General features: G+C 69.5%; 16 protein-coding genes and 1 tRNA gene. 11 read left to right on the top strand and 6 right to left on the bottom strand.

Annotated features, from left to right (window positions below):
- Positions 1 to 450 precede the first annotated feature (450 nt).
- Positions 451 to 1,128: a phosphate signaling complex protein PhoU gene (phoU, locus tag SLUN_RS18165; RefSeq protein WP_108149503.1), complete on the bottom strand. Its 678-nt coding sequence runs from the start codon at positions 1,126 to 1,128 to the stop codon at positions 451 to 453.
- A 208-nt stretch (positions 1,129 to 1,336) separates the two neighbouring features.
- Between phoU and phoR the strand changes: the two genes are divergently transcribed.
- Positions 1,337 to 2,593: a two-component system sensor histidine kinase PhoR gene (phoR, locus tag SLUN_RS18160; protein ID WP_108149501.1), complete on the top strand. Its 1,257-nt coding sequence runs from the start codon at positions 1,337 to 1,339 to the stop codon at positions 2,591 to 2,593.
- Between the two features lie 5 nt (positions 2,594 to 2,598).
- On the top strand, positions 2,599 to 3,270 hold the full coding sequence (phoP, locus tag SLUN_RS18155) for a two-component system response regulator PhoP (RefSeq protein WP_465270274.1): 672 nt from the start codon (positions 2,599 to 2,601) through the stop codon (positions 3,268 to 3,270).
- Between the two features lie 159 nt (positions 3,271 to 3,429).
- Here the strand turns inward: phoP and SLUN_RS18150 are convergent, their stop codons facing one another.
- A complete protein-coding gene (locus tag SLUN_RS18150) occupies positions 3,430 to 4,116 on the bottom strand; it encodes a DUF461 domain-containing protein (RefSeq protein ID WP_108149497.1) in 687 nt (228 codons plus the stop codon).
- A 659-nt stretch (positions 4,117 to 4,775) separates the two neighbouring features.
- Between SLUN_RS18150 and SLUN_RS18140 the strand changes: the two genes are divergently transcribed.
- The 7 genes from SLUN_RS18140 (at position 4,776) to SLUN_RS18110 (ending at position 11,576) form a co-directional block, all read left to right on the top strand.
- On the top strand, positions 4,776 to 5,258 hold the full coding sequence (locus tag SLUN_RS18140; protein WP_003953493.1) for a CarD family transcriptional regulator: 483 nt from the start codon (positions 4,776 to 4,778) through the stop codon (positions 5,256 to 5,258).
- 243 nt (positions 5,259 to 5,501) lie between these two features.
- Positions 5,502 to 6,248: a 2-C-methyl-D-erythritol 4-phosphate cytidylyltransferase gene (gene ispD / locus SLUN_RS18135; RefSeq protein WP_108149493.1), complete on the top strand. Its 747-nt coding sequence runs from the start codon at positions 5,502 to 5,504 to the stop codon at positions 6,246 to 6,248.
- The gene (gene ispF, locus SLUN_RS18130) at positions 6,238 to 6,726 is read left to right on the top strand and encodes a 2-C-methyl-D-erythritol 2,4-cyclodiphosphate synthase (protein ID WP_108149491.1); all 489 of its coding nucleotides are present in this window, start codon (positions 6,238 to 6,240) and stop codon (positions 6,724 to 6,726) included. Before ispD ends, ispF begins: the two co-directional genes overlap by 11 nt.
- Before the next feature lie 131 nt (positions 6,727 to 6,857).
- The gene (locus tag SLUN_RS18125) at positions 6,858 to 7,262 is read left to right on the top strand and encodes a PPOX class F420-dependent oxidoreductase (protein ID WP_108149489.1); all 405 of its coding nucleotides are present in this window, start codon (positions 6,858 to 6,860) and stop codon (positions 7,260 to 7,262) included.
- 118 nt (positions 7,263 to 7,380) lie between these two features.
- Positions 7,381 to 8,781 carry a cysteine--tRNA ligase gene (gene cysS, locus SLUN_RS18120; protein ID WP_108149487.1) on the top strand — a complete coding sequence of 467 codons (1,401 nt, stop codon included), beginning with the start codon at positions 7,381 to 7,383 and terminating at the stop codon, positions 8,779 to 8,781.
- A 103-nt stretch (positions 8,782 to 8,884) separates the two neighbouring features.
- A complete protein-coding gene (gene rlmB / locus SLUN_RS18115; protein ID WP_108149485.1) occupies positions 8,885 to 9,841 on the top strand; it encodes a 23S rRNA (guanosine(2251)-2'-O)-methyltransferase RlmB in 957 nt (318 codons plus the stop codon).
- 193 nt (positions 9,842 to 10,034) lie between these two features.
- Positions 10,035 to 11,576: a DoxX family membrane protein gene (locus SLUN_RS18110; RefSeq protein ID WP_108154815.1), complete on the top strand. Its 1,542-nt coding sequence runs from the start codon at positions 10,035 to 10,037 to the stop codon at positions 11,574 to 11,576.
- 120 nt (positions 11,577 to 11,696) lie between these two features.
- On the opposite strand, the gene SLUN_RS18105 is transcribed toward SLUN_RS18110, so the two are convergent.
- The 4 genes from SLUN_RS18105 to SLUN_RS18090 all read right to left on the bottom strand — a co-directional run bounded on the left by SLUN_RS18105 (position 11,697) and on the right by SLUN_RS18090 (position 15,963).
- Positions 11,697 to 12,419 (bottom strand): nucleotidyltransferase family protein, encoded by a 723-nt coding sequence (locus SLUN_RS18105; protein ID WP_108149483.1) that lies wholly within the window; start codon positions 12,417 to 12,419, stop codon positions 11,697 to 11,699.
- 38 nt (positions 12,420 to 12,457) lie between these two features.
- On the bottom strand, positions 12,458 to 12,880 hold the full coding sequence (locus tag SLUN_RS18100) for a hypothetical protein (protein ID WP_108149481.1): 423 nt from the start codon (positions 12,878 to 12,880) through the stop codon (positions 12,458 to 12,460).
- A 200-nt stretch (positions 12,881 to 13,080) separates the two neighbouring features.
- Positions 13,081 to 14,220: an ABC transporter ATP-binding protein gene (locus SLUN_RS18095; RefSeq protein ID WP_108149479.1), complete on the bottom strand. Its 1,140-nt coding sequence runs from the start codon at positions 14,218 to 14,220 to the stop codon at positions 13,081 to 13,083.
- Positions 14,221 to 14,565: 345 nt separating this feature from the next.
- Complete coding sequence (locus tag SLUN_RS18090; protein ID WP_108149477.1) at positions 14,566 to 15,963, bottom strand: RNA-guided endonuclease InsQ/TnpB family protein; 1,398 nt, start codon at positions 15,961 to 15,963, stop codon at positions 14,566 to 14,568.
- 154 nt (positions 15,964 to 16,117) lie between these two features.
- Here SLUN_RS18090 and SLUN_RS18085 point away from each other — a divergent pair.
- Both SLUN_RS18085 and SLUN_RS18080 read left to right on the top strand, forming a co-directional pair.
- Positions 16,118 to 16,193, top strand: a tRNA-Thr gene (locus SLUN_RS18085).
- 203 nt (positions 16,194 to 16,396) lie between these two features.
- A complete protein-coding gene (locus SLUN_RS18080) occupies positions 16,397 to 18,484 on the top strand; it encodes a restriction endonuclease (protein ID WP_108149475.1) in 2,088 nt (695 codons plus the stop codon).
- Positions 18,485 to 18,492: the final 8 nt, after the last annotated feature.

Genomic DNA, 18,492 nt, shown 5'->3' with positions numbered 1-18,492 from the left:
GTGCGGCTCTCTGACCAGGGACGAATAACGGGCGGGTCAGACCCAGGGCAAGAAGTAACGCCCCATACGCAGGCGTGTACGCGAAGGGCCCCGTCCTGCTTGGACGGGGCCCCTTCGTATACGTACGCGGTCGCGGGCTATCCGCAGCAGCCGCCGCACTGGCACGGCGCGCCCGACTGGCAGCCGCAGCCGCAGCCCGAGCCGCAGCCGCAGGCGCCGAGGACGGGCAGGAACACTACTTCAACAGGGGTTTCCTGCTGAGGGTCAGTGGTCGGGGATTCGGCCATGGGTGCCTCCTCATGGGCGCACGAGATGTCGCCTCTGCCCATTGCATGCCCACCGCGGCAGGCGCATCAACAGCGCGCAGGGGCACGGGCCGCCCGCCGGAGCGGGCCGTGACCCGGGGCGCGGACGCCCGCGCCCCGGCTCCTGTTGCGCGCCCTGGGCGACTTACGCGCCGTCGACCTGCGTCGGCGGCTGGATCTCGTCCGCGTGCTCGCCCGTCACCAGGTACACGACCCGCTTGGCCACCGACACCGCGTGGTCGGCGAAGCGCTCGTAGTAGCGGCCGAGCAGCGTCACATCCACCGCCGTCTCGATGCCGTGCTTCCAGCGGTCGTCGATCAGGTGCTGGAAGAGCGTGCGGTGCAGCAGGTCCATCTCGTCGTCGTCCGTCTCCAGCTGGAGCGCGAGGTCGACGTCCTTGGTGATGATGACCTCGGCCGCCTTGGCCATCAGCCGCTGCGCCAGCTGCCCCATCTCCAGGATGGTGGCGTGCAGGTCGTTCGGCACGGCTGTGTCGGGGAAGCGCAGCCGGGCCAGCTTGGCCACGTGCTGGGCCAGGTCGCCCGAGCGCTCCAGGTCCGCGCTCATGCGCAGCGAGGTCACCACGATCCGCAGATCCGTCGCGACCGGCTGCTGCCGGGCCAGCAGGGCGATGGCCCGTGCCTCCAGGTCGTGCTGCAGGTCGTCGACCTTCTGGTCGGCGGCGATCACACTCTCGGCGAGCTTGAGATCGGCGTCGAGCATGGCCGTGGTGGCGCGCCCGATCGCCGACCCGACCAGCCGGGCCATCTCGACCAGGCCCTCGCCGATCGAGTCCAGTTCCTCGTGGTACGCGTCCCGCATGGGGTGTCCCTCTCTTGATGCGACCGGGGTCCGGGTGGGGTCAGGGTGTCCTCGGACCCCCACGCTCCCACGTTCTGTCCGTTACGCGTCCGGCTCCTCCATCGCAAGTGAACCGGCACTATCCCCCTGGTGAACTCTGGGCGACGACTGTTCGAGGTGCCACCCGTTTGGCTGGGAGCATCTCTACCACCCCGCATAACCTGTGGGTATGGACGTGAACGCGGCGGTCGCCGCAGCGGCAGCGATCGCCGGGCTGTGCACCGGTGTCATCGCCATGCTGGCGTTCCGCTGGAGCGAACGCGACCAGGCGAGACCCACCCGCACCTCCCTGCACACCGACGCCGTGCTGCCGCCTGGCGTCGACACGGTCCTGTCCGTGCTCCGCTCCTCCGCGGTCGTCCTCGACGAGAGCGACTCCGTCGTCAAGGCCAGCTCCGCGGCGTACGCCCTCGGTCTGGTCCGCGGCGGAAAGCTCGCCGTCGAGCCGATGCTGCACATGGCCCGTGACACCCGTCGTGACGGCGAGATACGACAGGTGGAGCTGGATCTGCCCCGGCGCGGCACCGGCCGCGGCGAGGCACTCGCCGTATCCGCCCGGGTGGCTCCCCTCGGCTCGCGCCTCGTCCTGCTCCTGGTCGAGGACCTCACCGAGGCCCGCCGTATCGAAGCGGTACGGCGCGACTTCGTCGCGAACGTCAGCCATGAGCTCAAGACCCCGACCGGTGCGCTCTCCCTGCTCTCCGAGGCGGTCATGGACGCCTCGGACGACCCCGAGGCGGTCACCCGCTTCGCCGGCCGGATGCAGATAGAGGCGACCCGGCTCACCAACCTCGTACAGGAGCTCATCGACCTCTCCCGGGTGCAGAACGACAACCCGCTGGAGGACGCCGAACCGGTACGTGTGGACGAACTGGTCGCCGAGGCCATCGACAGGTCCCGGCACTCCGCGTCCACCAAACAGATCACGATGGCCGCAGGAGGCACCGCCGACCTGCACGTATGGGGCAACCGTGGCCAGCTCGCCGCCGCTCTCGGCAACCTCGTCGAGAACGCCGTCAACTACTCTCCTGCCCGCACCCGCGTCGGCATATCCGCGCGCCGCGTCGCCGCGCCCGGCGGGGATCTCATCGAGATAGCCGTCACCGACCAGGGAATCGGTATCTCCGAAAAGGAACGTGAGCGGGTCTTCGAGCGGTTCTACCGCGTCGATCCAGCCCGCTCCCGGGCCACCGGAGGTACGGGTCTGGGACTGGCCATCGTCAAGCATGTGGCCGCCTCGCACGGCGGGGAGGTCACGGTGTGGAGCTCCGAGGGTCAGGGCTCCACGTTTACCCTGCGACTGCCCGAAGCGGGTGCAGTACGGGACCGCTCATCCACCGGACCGGATCGCGTCGACGAGGACGACGACCGGCCTTACGACACCGATCCGAACGCCGAAATTCCTGCCCCGGAGGTCCTTCCGTGACCCGAGTGCTCGTCGTCGAGGATGAGGAATCATTCAGCGACGCCCTGTCCTACATGCTCCGTAAGGAGGGCTTCGAGGTCGCCATCGCGACCACGGGGCCCGAGGGGCTCGACGAGTTCGAGCGCAATGGCGCCGACCTCGTCCTCCTCGACCTGATGCTGCCCGGCCTGCCGGGCACGGAGGTCTGCCGCCAGCTGCGCGGCCGCTCGAATGTCCCGGTCATCATGGTGACCGCCAAGGACAGCGAGATCGACAAGGTCGTCGGGCTGGAGATAGGAGCCGATGACTACGTCACCAAGCCCTTCTCCTCGCGGGAGCTGGTCGCCCGCATCCGCGCGGTCCTGCGCCGCCGCGGAGAGCCGGAGGAGGTCGCCCCGGCAGCCCTGGAGGCCGGCCCGGTCCGCATGGACGTGGACCGCCACGTCGTCACGGTCTCGGGCGGCAAGGTCGACCTCCCGCTCAAGGAGTTCGACCTGCTGGAGATGCTGCTGCGCAACGCGGGCCGTGTGCTGACCCGTATGCAGCTGATCGACCGGGTCTGGGGCGCGGACTATGTCGGCGACACCAAGACCCTGGACGTCCACGTGAAGCGCCTCCGCGCCAAGATCGAGCCCGACCCGGGTGCCCCGAGGTACCTGGTGACGGTCCGCGGCCTGGGCTACAAGTTCGAGCCGTAAACCGAGCGCGTCGGCCGTCGGCCGGACAAGTACCTGGTGACGGTCCGCGGCCTGGGCTACAAGTTCGAGCCGTAGACCGGCCTGGTTCACGACGGGTCAACACACGAGGGCGCCCCACCGGAATTCTGGTGGGGCGCCCTCGTTGTGGCAGTGACCGCGTCAGTGACCCGCGTCCGCGCTGTGCGATGCCGAGGAGGAGTCGGACGGCGTACCCGGCTCGCCGTTGCCCGGCTCGCCCGCCGCGCCCGTGGCGCCTTCCGACGGGGTGCCGGACGGCGTCGTCTCCGGGGAACCCGACGGCGTGCCCTCGGGCTTCTCCGGCGGCTTCGGCAGCGTGCTCGGGCCGAAGCCCTCGAAGAACCCCTTCGCGGGGACCACGAACGCCTGCATCTTCACGTCGCCGGTCTCGCTGAAGCGGAAGACGACTTCCTGTACGCCGCCGCTCCGCGTCGCCTCGCGGCCGTTCTCGACCACCGCGGACGCGTTGCCCGCGCCGCCGATGACGACCGAGCCGAGCGCCGGCACCGTGATCGGGCCGGAGCCCGTGGCCGGGGAGAGCTTCACCTGCGCGTTCGTGCCCGGCAGCGTGATCGCGTCGATGGTCTGCTGCTCGTTGTCGTTGTTGAAGACCGTCGCGGAGATGACCGCGGGGCCCTCCGCGGTGAGCTCCGGCTGGGCGATCACCGTGGCGTTCTGGATCTTGATGTTGTCGACCGACGTCTCGGCATTGTCCGGCCTGACGCCGAGGGTCTGCGCGTCATTGCCCGCAGCACAGGCCGAGAGCGAGGCGATCGAGAACACGATGGCAGTGGCGGCGAGGGCGCCGCGTCGAAGGCTGCGGCTCACGGCGGCGGCATCTCCTAGAACGTACGGGACTGGCTACGGACGGGCGGTGAACTGATTCGAAGATCGGCTAAGTGAGTGTCAGCCGCGCTCAGGTTACCGAGTCACCATGCCCGCCCGCACCCGACCCGCCCCTTCCGCGGCCCCGACCGCCCGCCGCCCTGCGCGGCGCCACACGCGCCACGCCGAGAGCCGACCCCGGAGTTGACCCGACAGGCGACCCAACTGGTGATCCGGCAGCCGACCCGAGAGACCGTCCGATCTCCCCGTTTCGTACGCCGCTCGCATAACGGCGGTGATCAATTCCCCCGGCCGCCACACATTCCTTACGAATACTTGTCGTAGATCAATTCCGGATTCGCCGGCACGTGCGCCCGTACGGGTGACCGACCGCCGAACGGAGTACGGGAAGTTCACCACTTAGAACCCGGCAAATCGGGACGTTCGGTCACTCGGGAGGGGGTTTCACTGTGTGTAACGTGCGCGTTTCTGCCCACCCGCGCAGCCGCTCCGACCTGCGAATACCCCCCTCCGGAAGCCGTCCGCAGCACGTTCGTGTTGCTGTTGTCAAGCCCCGAGATATGCCCTGACCTGCGAAAACGCCATTCAGAACAAGCGGTTCTCGTGTTACTCTGGATAGCCACGGAAGGGGTACCTGTCACATGACGTTCAAGGTTGGCGACACCGTGGTCTATCCCCATCACGGGGCCGCGCTGATCGAGGCCATCGAAACTCGCCAGATCAAAGGCGTGGACAAGACCTACTTGGTGCTCAAGGTCGCCCAGGGCGACTTGACGGTTCGTGTACCGGCAGACAATGCGGAGTTCGTCGGCGTACGCGATGTGGTTGGTCAGGACGGGCTGGACCGGGTCTTCGAGGTGCTGCGCGCACCGTATGCAGAAGAGCCGACGAACTGGTCCCGTCGCTACAAGGCAAATCTCGAAAAGCTCGCCTCCGGCGATGTCATCAAGGTCGCCGAAGTGGTGCGTGACCTGTGGCGTCGTGAGCGTGAGCGTGGGCTTTCCGCTGGTGAGAAGCGGATGCTCGCCAAGGCGCGCCAGATCCTGGTGAGCGAGCTCGCCCTCGCGGAGAACACCAACGAAGACAAGGCCGAGGCTCTGCTCGACGAGGTCCTCGCGTCCTGACGCATCACAGGCACGACAATGCCGCGGTGCCCGCTGACATGCTGTGAAAACAGTCCTGTCGCCGGGCGCTGCGGCATGCTCATCTCCAGCCCACAGCACACGTGCGCCGATCTCTTGGCGTGCCGGGCCCGGACGGCTGGCGCTGACCGATTGTCACGGAAGGGTCCGGTCAAGGCGTCGCGCCCGGCACGCTGAGGCCATACCCATGTCGGCCAAGGAAACAAACCTGCCGGAGTGCAACCGATGTCAGATGAATCGCGCCCGTACCGCACCGCCGCGGTGATTCCCGCGGCCGGCCGGGGTGTACGGCTCGGCCCGGGAGTCCCCAAGGCGCTCCGCACGCTGAACGGCACCCCGATGCTGATCCACGCGGTACGCGCCATGGCGGCCTCCCGTGCCGTCTCGCTCGTCGTGGTGGTGGCCCCGCCGGACGGCGCCTTCGAGGTGAAGAACCTCCTTGACGAGCACGCCCTGCCCGAGCGGACCGACTACCTGGTCGTGGCGGGTGGCGACACCCGGCAGGAGTCCGTACGGCTCGGGCTCGACGCGCTTGCGGACAACATCAACGTCGTCCTGGTCCATGACGCGGCCCGCCCGCTGGTGCCCGTCGACACCGTGGACGCGGTCATCGAAGCCGTACGGAACGGGGCCCCGGCCGTCGTACCGGCGCTGCCGCTCGCGGACACCGTCAAGGAGGTCGAGCCGCAGGCGAAGGGCGAGGCCGAACCGGTCGTCGCGACGCCCGAGCGGGCCCGGCTGCGCTCCGTGCAGACCCCGCAGGGCTTCGACCGGGACACGCTGGTGCGCGCGCACGAGACGGTCGCGGTCAATGGCGAGGGCGCGACCGACTGCGCCGGCCTGGTCGAGCGGCTCGGCGCGCCCGTCGTGGTCGTACCGGGCCATGAAGAGGCGTTCAAGGTGACCCGGCCGCTCGATCTCGTACTCGCCGAGGCGGTCCTTGCCAGGAGGAGGGCCAACGATGGCTTCTGAGCCGCGGATTCCCCAGGTCGGGATCGGCACGGACGTGCACGCCTTCGAGGCGGGACGTGAGCTGTGGTGCGCGGGTCTGCTCTGGGAGGGCGAGGACGGTCTCGCCGGGCACTCCGACGGCGACGTCGCCGCGCACGCCGCCTGTGACGCGCTCTTCTCGGCCGCCGGCGTCGGCGACCTCGGCGCCCACTTCGGCACCTCGCGGCCACAGTGGTCCGGTGCCTCCGGCGTCACGCTGCTCGCGGAGGCGGCGCGGATCGTACGGGCCGAGGGCTTCGAGATCGGCAATGTCGCCGTCCAGGTCATCGGGGTACGCCCGAAGATCGGCAAGCGGCGCACCGAGGCCCAGAAGGCGCTGAGCGCGGCGGTCGGCGCGCCCGTCTCCGTGTCCGGGACGACGACGGACGGGCTGGGTCTGACGGGGCGGGCCGAGGGGCTGGCCGCGATCGCCACGGCGCTGGTGGTCCGGGTCGGCTGAAAGGCGTTGCGCGAGTGCGGCGCGAGCGCGAGTGCGGCGCGCGTGCGCCGAAATATCCGGCGGGGGCGGTGCGTTGGGCCGGGGACGGGTACCAGTTATCCGCGTCCCTTCACCGCGCAAGGAAGGCCGATATGTCAGCCGTGCTCTCTGACCAGCTCAAGGCGCTTCTCGACAGCCCCGTGTTCGTCTCCGTCGCGACGATCCAGCCCGACGGCAGCCCGCAGGTGTCCCCTGTGTGGGTGAAGCGGGACGGTGACCACGTACTCATCTCGACGACCGTCGGCCGCCGCAAGGAGCAGAACCTGCGGCGCGATCCCCGGGTGACGGTGCTGCTGCAGCCCTTCGACGCCCCGTACTCGTACGCCGAGATCCGCGGCACGGCCACGCTCGTCGACGAGGGCGGCCAGGAGCTGATCGACGAACTGGCGGTGAAGTACACCGGGAAGAAGTACGCGGAATTCAACCCGTCGTCAGGCGACGACGCTCCGCGGGTGGTCGTCCGGATCATCCCGCGCAAGGTCGTGGGCAGGATCTGAGCCGTCAGCGCGTCGAATCCGAGTCGTATCCCACCAGGCCCTGGGCCGTAGGTCACAAACGTGTCCCCGCGGCCGGAAGGGTCGCGGGGCACTGGTATCGGGCCACTACCCTTGATGCGTGACCATTCGCCTGTACGACACCAGCGCCCGGCAGATCCGTGACTTCACCCCGATCGTGCCGGGTTGTGTCTCGATCTACCTGTGTGGCGCCACGGTGCAGGCCGCCCCGCACATCGGGCACATCAGGTCCGGGCTGAATTTCGACATCATGCGCCGCTGGTTCGAGTACCGCGGCTATGACGTGACCTTCATCCGGAACGTCACCGACATCGACGACAAGATCATCTGGAAGTCCGCGGAACAGAACCGCCCCTGGTGGACGATCGGGTACGAGAACGAGCGCGCCTTCAACGACGGCTACGACGCGCTCGGCTGCCTGCCGGCCACGTACGAACCGCGTGCCACCGGCCACATCACCGAGATGGTCGAGATGATGCGCGGCCTCATCGAGCGCGGTCACGCGTACGAGGCCGACGGCAACGTCTACTTCGACGTGCGCTCCTTCCCCGGCTACCTCGAACTCTCCAACCAGGACCTGGACGATCTGCGCCAGCCGTCCGGCGAGGGCGAGACCGGCAAGCGTGACGCCCGCGACTTCGCCATGTGGAAGGCCGCGAAGCCCGGCGAGCCGAGCTGGGAGACCCCCTGGGGCCGCGGCCGGCCCGGCTGGCACCTGGAGTGCTCGGCGATGGCCCACAAGTACCTCGGCGAGGCGTTCGACATCCACGGCGGCGGGCTCGACCTGATCTTCCCGCACCACGAGAACGAGATCGCCCAGGCCAAGGCGTTCGGCGACGCCTTCGCGAACTTCTGGGTGCACAACCACTGGGTCACCCTCAGCGGCGAGAAGATGTCCAAGTCGCTCGGCAACTCGGTGCTCGTCTCCGAGATGGTCAAGCAGTGGCGCCCCATCGTCCTGCGCTACTACCTCGGTACTCCGCACTACCGCTCCACCATCGAGTACAGCGAAGAAGCCCTGCGCGAGGCCGAGTCCGCGTTCGCGCGGATCGAGGGCTTCGTGCAGCGGGTGATCGAGAAGGCGGGCGGCGTCGTCGAGCCGGCCTCCGAGGTGCCGCTCGTCTTCGCCGAGGCGATGGACGACGATCTGGGGGTGCCGCAGGCGCTCGCCATCGTCCACACCACGGTCCGCCAGGGAAACTCCGCGCTGGCCGCCGACGACAAGGACGCGGCCGTCGCCCGGCTGGCCGAGGTACGGGCCATGCTCGGTGTCCTCGGCCTGGACCCGCTGGACGAGCGCTGGGCGGGCGAGGGCGAGCGCAGCGAAGATCTTCACGGGGTCGTCGACACGCTGGTGCGGCTGGTGCTGCAGCAGCGCGAGGCGGCCCGCGGGCGCAAGGACTGGGCGACCGCAGACGCCATCCGCGACCAGCTGCTGCAGTCCGGTCTGGTCATCGAGGACGGTCCTGACGGCCCGCGGTGGACACTCGGCCCCCGCTGAACCCACCGGGCCCTCCCGACAAGGATGTGCCGCCCGGTCGCCTGGGCGGCACACTTCACTTACGTACATACTTTTGAGCGAGCTTTACAGAAACAGGTAGGTCATGGCCGGGAACAGCCAGCGCAGGAACCGCCGCACGTCCAACAAGAAGGGCGCGCAGGTCGGCAGCGGTGGCAAGCGACGCCGCGGACTCGAGGGCAAGGGCCCGACGCCGCCCGCGTCCGAGCGCAAGGGACACAAGAAGAACCGCGTGGCCGGTGCCCAGGCCAGGCAGGCCGCTGCCCGCCGCCCGGCCCCGCGCCGCGGTGGCGCCAAGGGCACGTCCGAGATGGTCGTCGGCCGCAACCCGGTCTTCGAGGCGCTGCGCGACGGCGTCCCGGCGACCACGCTGTACGTCCAGCAGTACATCGACAACGACGAGCGGGTGCGCGAGGCGCTCCAGCTCGCGGGCGAGCGCGGCAACATCAACCTGATGGAGGCGCCGCGCCCCGAGCTCGACCGGATGACGAACGGGCTCAACCACCAGGGCCTCGTCCTCCAGGTCCCGCCGTACGAGTACGCGCACCCGGAGGACCTCACGGCCGCCGCGTACGACAACGGCGAGGACCCGCTGATCGTCGCCCTCGACGGGGTGACGGACCCGCGGAACCTGGGCGCCATCGTCCGCTCCGTCTCCGCCTTCGGCGGCCACGGCGTGGTCGTGCCCGAGCGGCGCGCGGCCGGCATGACGGCAGGCGCCTGGAAGTCCTCGGCGGGCACGGCGGCCCGTACGCCGGTCTCCCGCGTCACCAACCTGACCCGCGCGCTGGAGGGCTACCAGAAGGCCGGCATCACGGTCGTGGGCCTGGCGGCGGACGGCGATGCCACGGTCGAGGACCTGGAGGCCCTGGGCGGCCCGGTCGTCATCGTCATCGGCAGCGAGGGCAAGGGCCTGGGCCGCCTGGTCGGCGAGACCTGCGACTACCTGGTCCGGATCCCCATGCCGGGTGGCGCGGAGTCCCTGAACGCCGGTGTCGCGGCGGGTGTGGTGCTGTACGAGGCGGCCAAGCGCCGTCGCTGACGGCCCCGGGGCGGTTCGTCATGAGGTCGTCATGAGGGTCGTCATGACCCCATCCGACCGAAATGAGGTGTCTTGACGGGTCTCGGACAGACAGGGCCCGTCGGGGCAGTGTCCTAAACACACGTCACTCGGTTAGATGAGTGTGGACACCAGAACGCCCGGGCCCGGGTTCGATGATCAGCCTGTGCTGAGCATGGTCAAGGTGGACTGCGATCCCGCGCAGGTCATCGTGAATCACGCCAGCTTCCGGGTGCGGCTCGCCCCGAGCCCGCGCCCCGCACGTACCCGGGCGGACGCCGCACGGATCCCCGTCGTCGGCGGAGCCGGGTCGGTGGGGCGCAGGCGGGCTCCCGTTGTGTGGAGCGGCAAGTCGGCGCCGGGGGACGTCGGCGCGACCGGACTGCTGCAGGCCGTACGCAACTCCACCGCGGAGCGCGGCACCTTCGACCGGGACTCCTTCGACCGTGGCTCCTTCGACACGGGCGCCACGCAGGTCATCCCGCGGATCGACCTCGACGCGCAGACCACGCGGACGCCCACGGTCGGCCCGCCGGGCGGGCCGGGCGACTCGGGCAGGCCGTTGCTGCCGCAGATGCGGCAGGAAGTCGGCGCGAACGACTCGTACCACTCCTACGGCCAGGAGCCGCAGGAGAACGAGGAGTTCGAGCAGACCGACGGCGACGCACGCGCCCATCGGCACGGCGCCGACGCAGTGCGGCACGCCTACTACCCCGGGCGCCGGATGAACCTCGGAGTGGTGCTCCTGCCGCTCCGGGTGTTCCTCGGCTTCATCTCCATCTACGCGGGCATGGGCAAGCTCTGCGACCCCGTCTACTTCGACGGCGGCGAACGCGGCTCCATGGTCAAGTGGCTCAACTCGCTGCACCCCTGGGCACTCGCCGAGCCGCTGCGCGACTTCGCGCTCTCCCACCCGGTCGGGGCGGGGCTCACCGTCGCCTTCCTCCAGGTGGTCGTCGGCGTGCTCACCGTGCTCGGGCTCTGGCAGCGGGTCGCGGCGGTCGTCGGCGCACTGCTGTCGGCCGCGTTGATCCTGACCGTGAACTGGAAGACCGTAGCGGCGTACGACGCGCCCGACATCATCTATCTCGCCGCCTGGTCCCCGCTGATCATCGCCGGCGCCCCCGTCTACTCGGCGGACGGCCGGCTCGCGGGCGAGGCCTGGCGCAAGCTCGGGCCGCGCTCGGAGCTGTGGGAGCTGCGCCGGCGCGTGCTGCGGCGCGGCACCGTTGTCGCCTCGCTCGTGGTCGGTCTCACGCTGCTGACCGGCTCGATGCTCGGCGGGGCCGTACGTTCCTCGGACATGGTGACGGTGCCGGGGCCGAACCAGGACCCGACCAACCACCTTCCCGGGTCCCCGCTTCCGGAGGAGCCCGGCGGCGAGAGCAGCTCCGCGAACAGGCCCGGCGAGGACGGCAGGCCGTCGCCGTCCGCGACCCGCTCCGGCACTCCCGAGGCCGAGAAGGCCAAGCCGTCCGAGGAGACGGTCCGCGAGACCGGCCGGGTCGAGGGCGGACAGCCGAGCCAGACGCAGGGCACGGGGCAGCAGCCGCCCGGGCAGTCGGAGCCGGCGCCGCCGCCGTCCAGCAGCTCGGGTCCCTCGTCGAGCGGCGGCACCGGCAGCGGCGGTGGCAGTGGTGGTGCCAGTGGTGGTGGCAGTGGTGGTGGGGACGGCGGCTCCGGAGGAGGCAGGGTGATCGGCGGCCTGCTGGGCTGAGTACGCGACGAGAGGGGCGGCCACCGCGATGTGCGGTGGCCGCCCCTCTCGTCGTAACCATGAGCCGAGCCCATGAGCTGTGCCCAGGAGCCAGTGTCCGGGCGTGGAGGACGATGACGGTCAGCGGGCCTGCGCGGCGAGCTCCTTGGCGGCCTCGGTGAGGTCCTTGGCGGTGTCGATCGCCCGCCAGTACGCACCCTGCGGCAGCGGGAAGCCCGCAAGACGCTGCTCACGGGCGAGGCGCGGGAAGGTGGTGCGCTCATGGTCGCCCCGGTCGGGCAGGAGCTCGGTGAAGGCCGCGGAGAAGACGTACACACCGGCATTGATGAGGAACGGCGACGGCGGGGACTCGATGAAGTCCGTGATGTGACCGAAGGCGTCCGTCTCGACGGCTCCCCAGGGGATCCGGGGGCGGGCGAGGGCCAGGGTGGCGATGGCGTCGCGTTCGGCGTGGAAGGCGGCCATCTCGCGCAGCGAGAAGCGGGTCCAGATGTCGCCGTTGGTGGCGTACCAGGGCTGGTCCGGGTGCGGCAGGCCGGCGGCGGCGTACTTGAGGCCGCCGCCGCGGCCGAGCGGCTCCGTCTCGACGACGGTGGTGACGCGCAGGGGCAGTTCGGCGCTCTCCAGCCACTGCTGGAGGACCTCGGCGAGATGACCGCAGGAGACGACGGCGTCGGTCACGCCCTCAGCGGCCAGCCAGGCAAGCTGATGGCCGATGATCGGGGTCCCGGTTCCCGGGATCTCGACCATCGGCTTGGGGCGGTCGTCGGTGTACGGGCGCAGCCGCGAGCCCTGGCCGCCCGCCAGGACCACGGCCTGCGTCGGATACGTAGGCGTATGCATGCCGTGAACGATATGCGGCGCGGGCCGGAAACCGGCTGTCAGCTCCCCTGGGTCTGCTGCGAGACGCCGGTGGCGAAGGAGAGGTCGCAGACGGGGCGGGAGAAGGTCTGGGCGCGCGTGGGGCCGTAGCGCTCGACGGCGGCGCGGCCGAGGGCGCGGGCGATCGACATGCAGTGCTTGGCGAGCGACGGGCGCGCCTCGACCTCGCGCTGGAGGTGGGTGAGGGCGGTGCCCGCGTCCTTCTCCTGGAGTTCGGCGAGCAGCCGGTCGAGCAGAATGTCCTGCGGGGCGCGGGACTTGGCGCGCACGGAGACGTTCTGCGAGGAGGCGGTGAGCATCTGCGACTCGGTGGATTGCCCTGCCCACGGGACGCTGGTGACCGCGAGGGTTCCGGAGAGCACCAGGACGACGGGCAGAACGAGAGCGAGAGAGCGGCCGATTCGGCGGGCTGTGTGGGTCACGCGAGCGAGCGTAGCGGTCAGTGATGATTTGGCGACATTTAGTCACTCGCGCGGGGGATGGTTCGATGATGTTTTTCGAATCGGGTGTTGACGGACGGGATCGAAATGACCGGTGTGCCGGGGTATTGTCGACATACGTCTCACCATGCGGAACGGCCCCGCACCGAAATGCGGGGCCGTTCCTGTGACTTGGGGTGGCGTCAGTCGGTGAGGCGCTCGCCCGTCGAGGTCGAGAAGACGTGGATCTCGCCCGGACGCGGCACGACGTGCAGCTCGGCGCCCTTGTCCGGGACGGAGCGGCCGCCGACGCGGACCACGAGGTCCTTGTGCTCGCCGCCGACCGTGGCGGAGCCGTAGACGTAACCGTCGGCGCCGAGCTCCTCGACGACATTGACGGAGACGGCGAGGCCGGCCGGGGCGTCCGCGGTGTCCTTGGAGAGAGACGCCGCGGCCGCGGAGCCGTTCAGTTCGACGACGTCGAAGTGCTCGGGGCGGACGCCGACCGTGACGGTGGTGTCGCCCTTGTCGGCGGCGGCGGTCAGGGCCTCGCGGTTGACCGGGACAACGCTGTTGCCGAACTTCACGCCGCCGTCGGTGATCGGGACCTCGATGAGGTTCATGGCCGGGGAGCCGATGAAGCCGGCGACGAAGAGGTTGGCCGGGCGGTCGTACATGTTGCGCGGCGAGTCGACCTGCTGGAGCAGACCGTCCTTGAGTACCGCCACGCGGTCGCCCATGGTCATGGCCTCGACCTGGTCGTGGGTGACGTACACCGTGGTGATGCCGAGACGGCGCTGGAGGCTGGCGATCTGCGTACGGGTGGAGACGCGGAGCTTGGCGTCGAGGTTCGACAGCGGCTCGTCCATGAGGAAGACCTGCGGCTCACGGACGATGGCGCGGCCCATGGCGACACGCTGGCGCTGGCCGCCGGAGAGCGCCTTGGGCTTGCGGTCCAGGTACTCGCTGAGGTCGAGGATCTTCGCGGCCTCTTCGACCTTCTTGCGGATCTCGCTCTTGTTGACGCCGGCGATCTTGAGGGCGAAGCCCATGTTGTCGGCGACGGACATGTGCGGGTAGAGCGCGTAGTTCTGGAACACCATGGCGATGTCCCGGTCCTTGGGCGGCAGGTGCGTGACATCGCGGTCGCCGATACGGATGGAGCCGGCGTTGACGTCCTCGAGACCCGCGAGCATGCGCAGGGAGGTCGACTTGCCGCAGCCGGAGGGTCCGACGAGGACGAGGAACTCGCCGTCCTCGGTCTCGATCTCGAGCTGGTCGACGGCGGGCTTCGTGGAGCCCGGGTAGGTCCGGGTCGCCTTGTCGAACGTGACAGTGGCCATGGTGATGTTTCTCCTTCACCGGCAGGAACGTGCCGGACGATCCGAGTAAGGGAGTGGTGTAGTCCACCTGCGGTGAACCTGCCGTGACGCTACCTGGCGATGTCCGGTCTGTCAGTAGCTGAACGGTGATGGAATTTTCGACTCTGGCCCGGTGGGGTCAGAGCAACGCGCTTTTGGCCTGGCCTGCACAGGCGGAGCAGCGACCTTTTGGCCCGCTGCCCCACGTACGCAGTTTCCTGCTTCAGCGCCCATCGCCACCCCGGTACAGCCCTCATGGGCCACACCTGGACGGTCTTACGCGGGCTCCACAGGCATTTCGGACCGACGGCCCGTCGGTCCGTACCTCTACGCAGCCAGCAGGACCTCTGCCAGCTCCGATGCCCTGATCACCGACGGTGGCACTCTGCCCGGCGGTAGCGCAGCAGCCACCAGCCAGTACAGTCGCATCCCCTCATCCCGGAGATTCACCGCCGCGTTCTCGTCCCGGTCGTGCACCACGCCACACTCCGGGCAGGTCCACTCCCGTACCGACACATCCAGCCGGGGCCCCTTCGTATGGCAGGCGGAGCAGCGCCGTGTGGACGGAAAGAAGCGGTCCACGATCACCAGCGTCCGGCCGTACCACTCGCACTTGTAGCGCAACTGCCGGAGCAGCTCACCCCACGCGGCATCGCGGATCGCCTGGTTCAGTCTGGCCTTTCGCCGCCGTCCCTTCCCGACCGTCGGCCGCATCAGATTGGCGATGCACAGGTCCTCCACCACGAGCACTTGGTTCTCGCGCACGAGGCGGGTGGTGAACTGATCCAGCATGTCCCTGCGGACATCACCGATGAGCACGTACAGCCGGGCGATCCGCTTCCTGGCCTTCTCTCTGTTCTTCGATCCCTTCTTCTTGCGGTGCAGCTCGCGCTGCTTCCGTGCCAGCTCGTCCGCGTACTTCTTCAGCAGCCGGGGATGGTCCAGCTTCGTGCCGTCGTCCAGCGTCACGAGCGCCGCCAGACCGAGGTCCAGCCCGACCGCCTTCGGCTCTCCGCCGGGCAGGAATGCCGCAGGAAGCGGCAGGATGCGCTCCTCGACGAGTACGGAGAGGAAGTACCGGCCCGCGCGGTCCCGCGTCACCGTCAGCTTCACGGGCACCTGCCCGCCCGGCAGCGCACGCGACCACCGGACATCCAGCGGGGTCGGCTGCTTCGCGAGCGTCACCAGCCCGGTGCCCGGCCGCTCCGGATCCTCGACCCACCGGAAACCGGTCCGGACGTACGTCGCCGAATCCCGCGAGCGGTGCTTCTTCTTCCGCTTCGGATATGTCGCCGTTCCCTTGAAGAAGCGGCTGTACGCCCCCTCCAGATGCCGTAGGGCCTGCTGCAGCACCGTCGAGGACACGTCCCGCAGCCACGACGTCGCGTCGGACCGTCGCCAGCCGGTCAGAGCCCGGCACGTCTCCGCGAAACCGACCGACACCCGGTGCTGCTCCCAGGCGCCTGATCGCAATGCCAGACCCTCGTTGTAGACCCAGCGGCAGGCGCCGAAGGTCTGCTCCAGCTGCTCGGCCTGCATCGGCGTCGGGTAGAAGCGGAAGCGGTACACCCGCTGCTGAGTACCGGACTCCTTGGCCCGCCGCTTCATCGGCGTGGCCGGGCGGGAGTGGTGCTTGCGCCGGTCGGCGATGCCCAGGCCATCGCGTTTGATGCGCTTGGCTTCAGCGCCCGTGACGCGAACAGGCTTCTCCGGTGAGTCCGCCATAACCCCTCCCTACAGTCCGATCTTCACAACGGCATGCCAGTCCGTTCAACGAACTGGTGGCCGAGAGGTCACGGGAGCCGGCAACTTCGTGGATCGGTGGATGGGGCTCTGTGTAGAGTGTGGAGGCCTCCGCGTACGGCGTTGAGTGCGCGGCGCCGCCTTAGCTCAGTTGGAAGAGCGGGATACTTGTAATATTCAGGTCGTCGGTTCGATTCCGACAGGCGGCTCCAGTAAAGGCCAGGTCACCTCTGACCTGGCCTTTTCCCTTGCCTGCCGAAGCTGAGGACCGGGCGTCGGTTCGGACCGACCGCGCGGCTCCGCCCGAAACGGTGTCCTTCACCGGCCCCCTCCGGGACACTGGCCTTTCCGCATGTGTGGGACATGTGAAGAGGGGCTCGGCATCGCTGGCCCCCGGGGGTGGGGAGGTCGCCGGATGAGTCGTCGCTCCAGCGGGTTGATCGGGGTCTGGGCGGAGGCGCAGAGACAGCAGCAGCGCCAGCGGGAAGCCCAGAACCGGGCGTGGGCACAGGGGCAGCGGGAGCAGGAGCGGCAGCAGCGGGCGCAGCAGCGGGACATGGCCCGTTTACACCGTGAGCAGCAGGCCGCGTACAGGCAGCGGCGTGAGGCGGATGCGCGGGAGCTCACGGAGGAACTGGAGGCCAGGGTAGGGGCGTTGACGGGGCTGCTGGCCTCGGGATGCCGGGCGGCGGCCTTCCGGACGGCCTCGCTGACACGCGCGGAGGAGATCGAGCCGTTCGCGCCCGGGCAGCTGGCCAGCCCCCTTCCGATGCCGGACGTGAACCGGTACCCGGCCCAGGGGGGCTGGACCGCGAGCCGGCGGGCGCAGGGGCAGCAGGAGGCGCAGGCGCGGTATCAACACGACCTTCGGGCCGCGCAGGCGGCGGAGGCGCAGCGACTGCAGCAGCTGGCGACCTACCGGCGGCAGTATGACGACTGGGCGGGCGCACGGAGGGCGGAGATACGCCGCCACAACGCCGGTGTGGCCGAGATGGCCGCCGCGCTGCGCAGCGGGGAGCCGGACACGGTTGTTGAGTACTTCTCCGCCGCGTTGTACGCGTCGACGGCCTGGCCGGAGGGGCTGCCGAGGCAGGTGAAGGCGGCTTTCGACCCGGCGGGCCGGCAACTGGTCCTGAACTGGGAGCTGCCGGGGTACGACGTCGTTCCTGAGGTGAAGTCCGTGAGGTACCTGCCCAGTGCGGATCAGGACAAGGAGAGCCCACGGCCCGCTACGCAGCGCAGGAATCTTTACCGGGACGTGCTCGCGCAGTGCGTGCTGCTCGTCCTTCGTGACCTTTTCGCTGCCGACGAGTTCGGGACGCTTGAGTCGGTGGCTCTGAACGGTTTCGTCGACGACGTCGATCCGGCGACGGGTCAGCAGGCTCAGATCTTCCTGAGCACGGTGATGGTCGCGCGCAGGGACTTCAACGGGCTGAACCTGGAACAGGTGAGCGCCGTGGACTGCCTGGTGGGGGCGGTGCGGGGCCAGCTGTCGGCGCGACCCGACCAGCGCGTCGCCGTACGGCCGGGCCGGATCCCGGAGGATGTGGGGGCCGGGGTCGTCTCCCACGGTGGCGGAGGGGAGCCGGATCTGCTGGAAATGGATCCGGTGGAGTTTGAAGGCCTCGTCGCCGAACTCTTCCGGGCGCGGGGCATGCAGGCGGTGACGACGCAGCGCTCCAACGACGGTGGCGTCGATGTGGAGGCGCTCGACCCCGACCCGATCAGCGGCGGAAAGATCATTGTGCAGGTCAAGCGCTACCGCAGCACGGTTCCGCCGAGCGCGGTCCGGGACCTGTACGGGACCGTTCAGGGAGCGGGTGCCAACAAGGGTGTACTGGTGACGACTTCGGGCTTCGGTCCAGGCTCCTACACCTTCGCCAACGGCAAGCCGCTGACGCTGGTGTCGGGCACCGAGCTGGTCGATCTGCTGGGGCGCTACGGGCTGCGCGGGCGCTTGGGTGCGAGCGCCGTGCCCGCGCAGCGGACATCGGCGGACGCGACCGCAGCGACCACGGACGACTACAACGTGCTGGGCATGTCGTGGTCCGGGGGCGTGGCGCTGGATGTGTGCGCGCTCGTCTGCCGGGGCGGCCGCGTGCTGAGCGACGACCACTTCGTCTTCTTCAACAACACGCGGACGCCCGACGGGTCCGTGTCCGCGGTGCCCGGCTCCGCCGGTGACAAGGCGGCGATCCGGGTCTCGTTCGAGGGGTTGCCGGAGCGGGCCGACCGCCTCGTTCTTGTCGCGGCGGTCGACCCGGAGGTCAATCCGGATGCGGATCTGACCGGCTTCACGGACGCCGGAATCAGGCTCCGGGACGCGCGGGGCACCGAGTTGGACCGTCTGGACGTCTCGGACGGCCGTGCGGGGGAAACTGCTCTGGTTCTCGGGTCCTTCCGTCGCCGTGGGAACGGCGACTGGGAGTTCGTCATCGGCGGCAAGGGCTATCCGGGAGGCCTGGAGGCTCTCGTGCAGGAGTACGGGATCGAGGTCGGCTAGCCGCAGCC

Origin of the sequence: Streptomyces lunaelactis (genome assembly GCF_003054555.1) — a bacterium.
GTDB lineage: Bacteria > Actinomycetota > Actinomycetes > Streptomycetales > Streptomycetaceae > Streptomyces > Streptomyces lunaelactis.
This window is presented reverse-complemented; position numbering and strand designations above follow the sequence as displayed.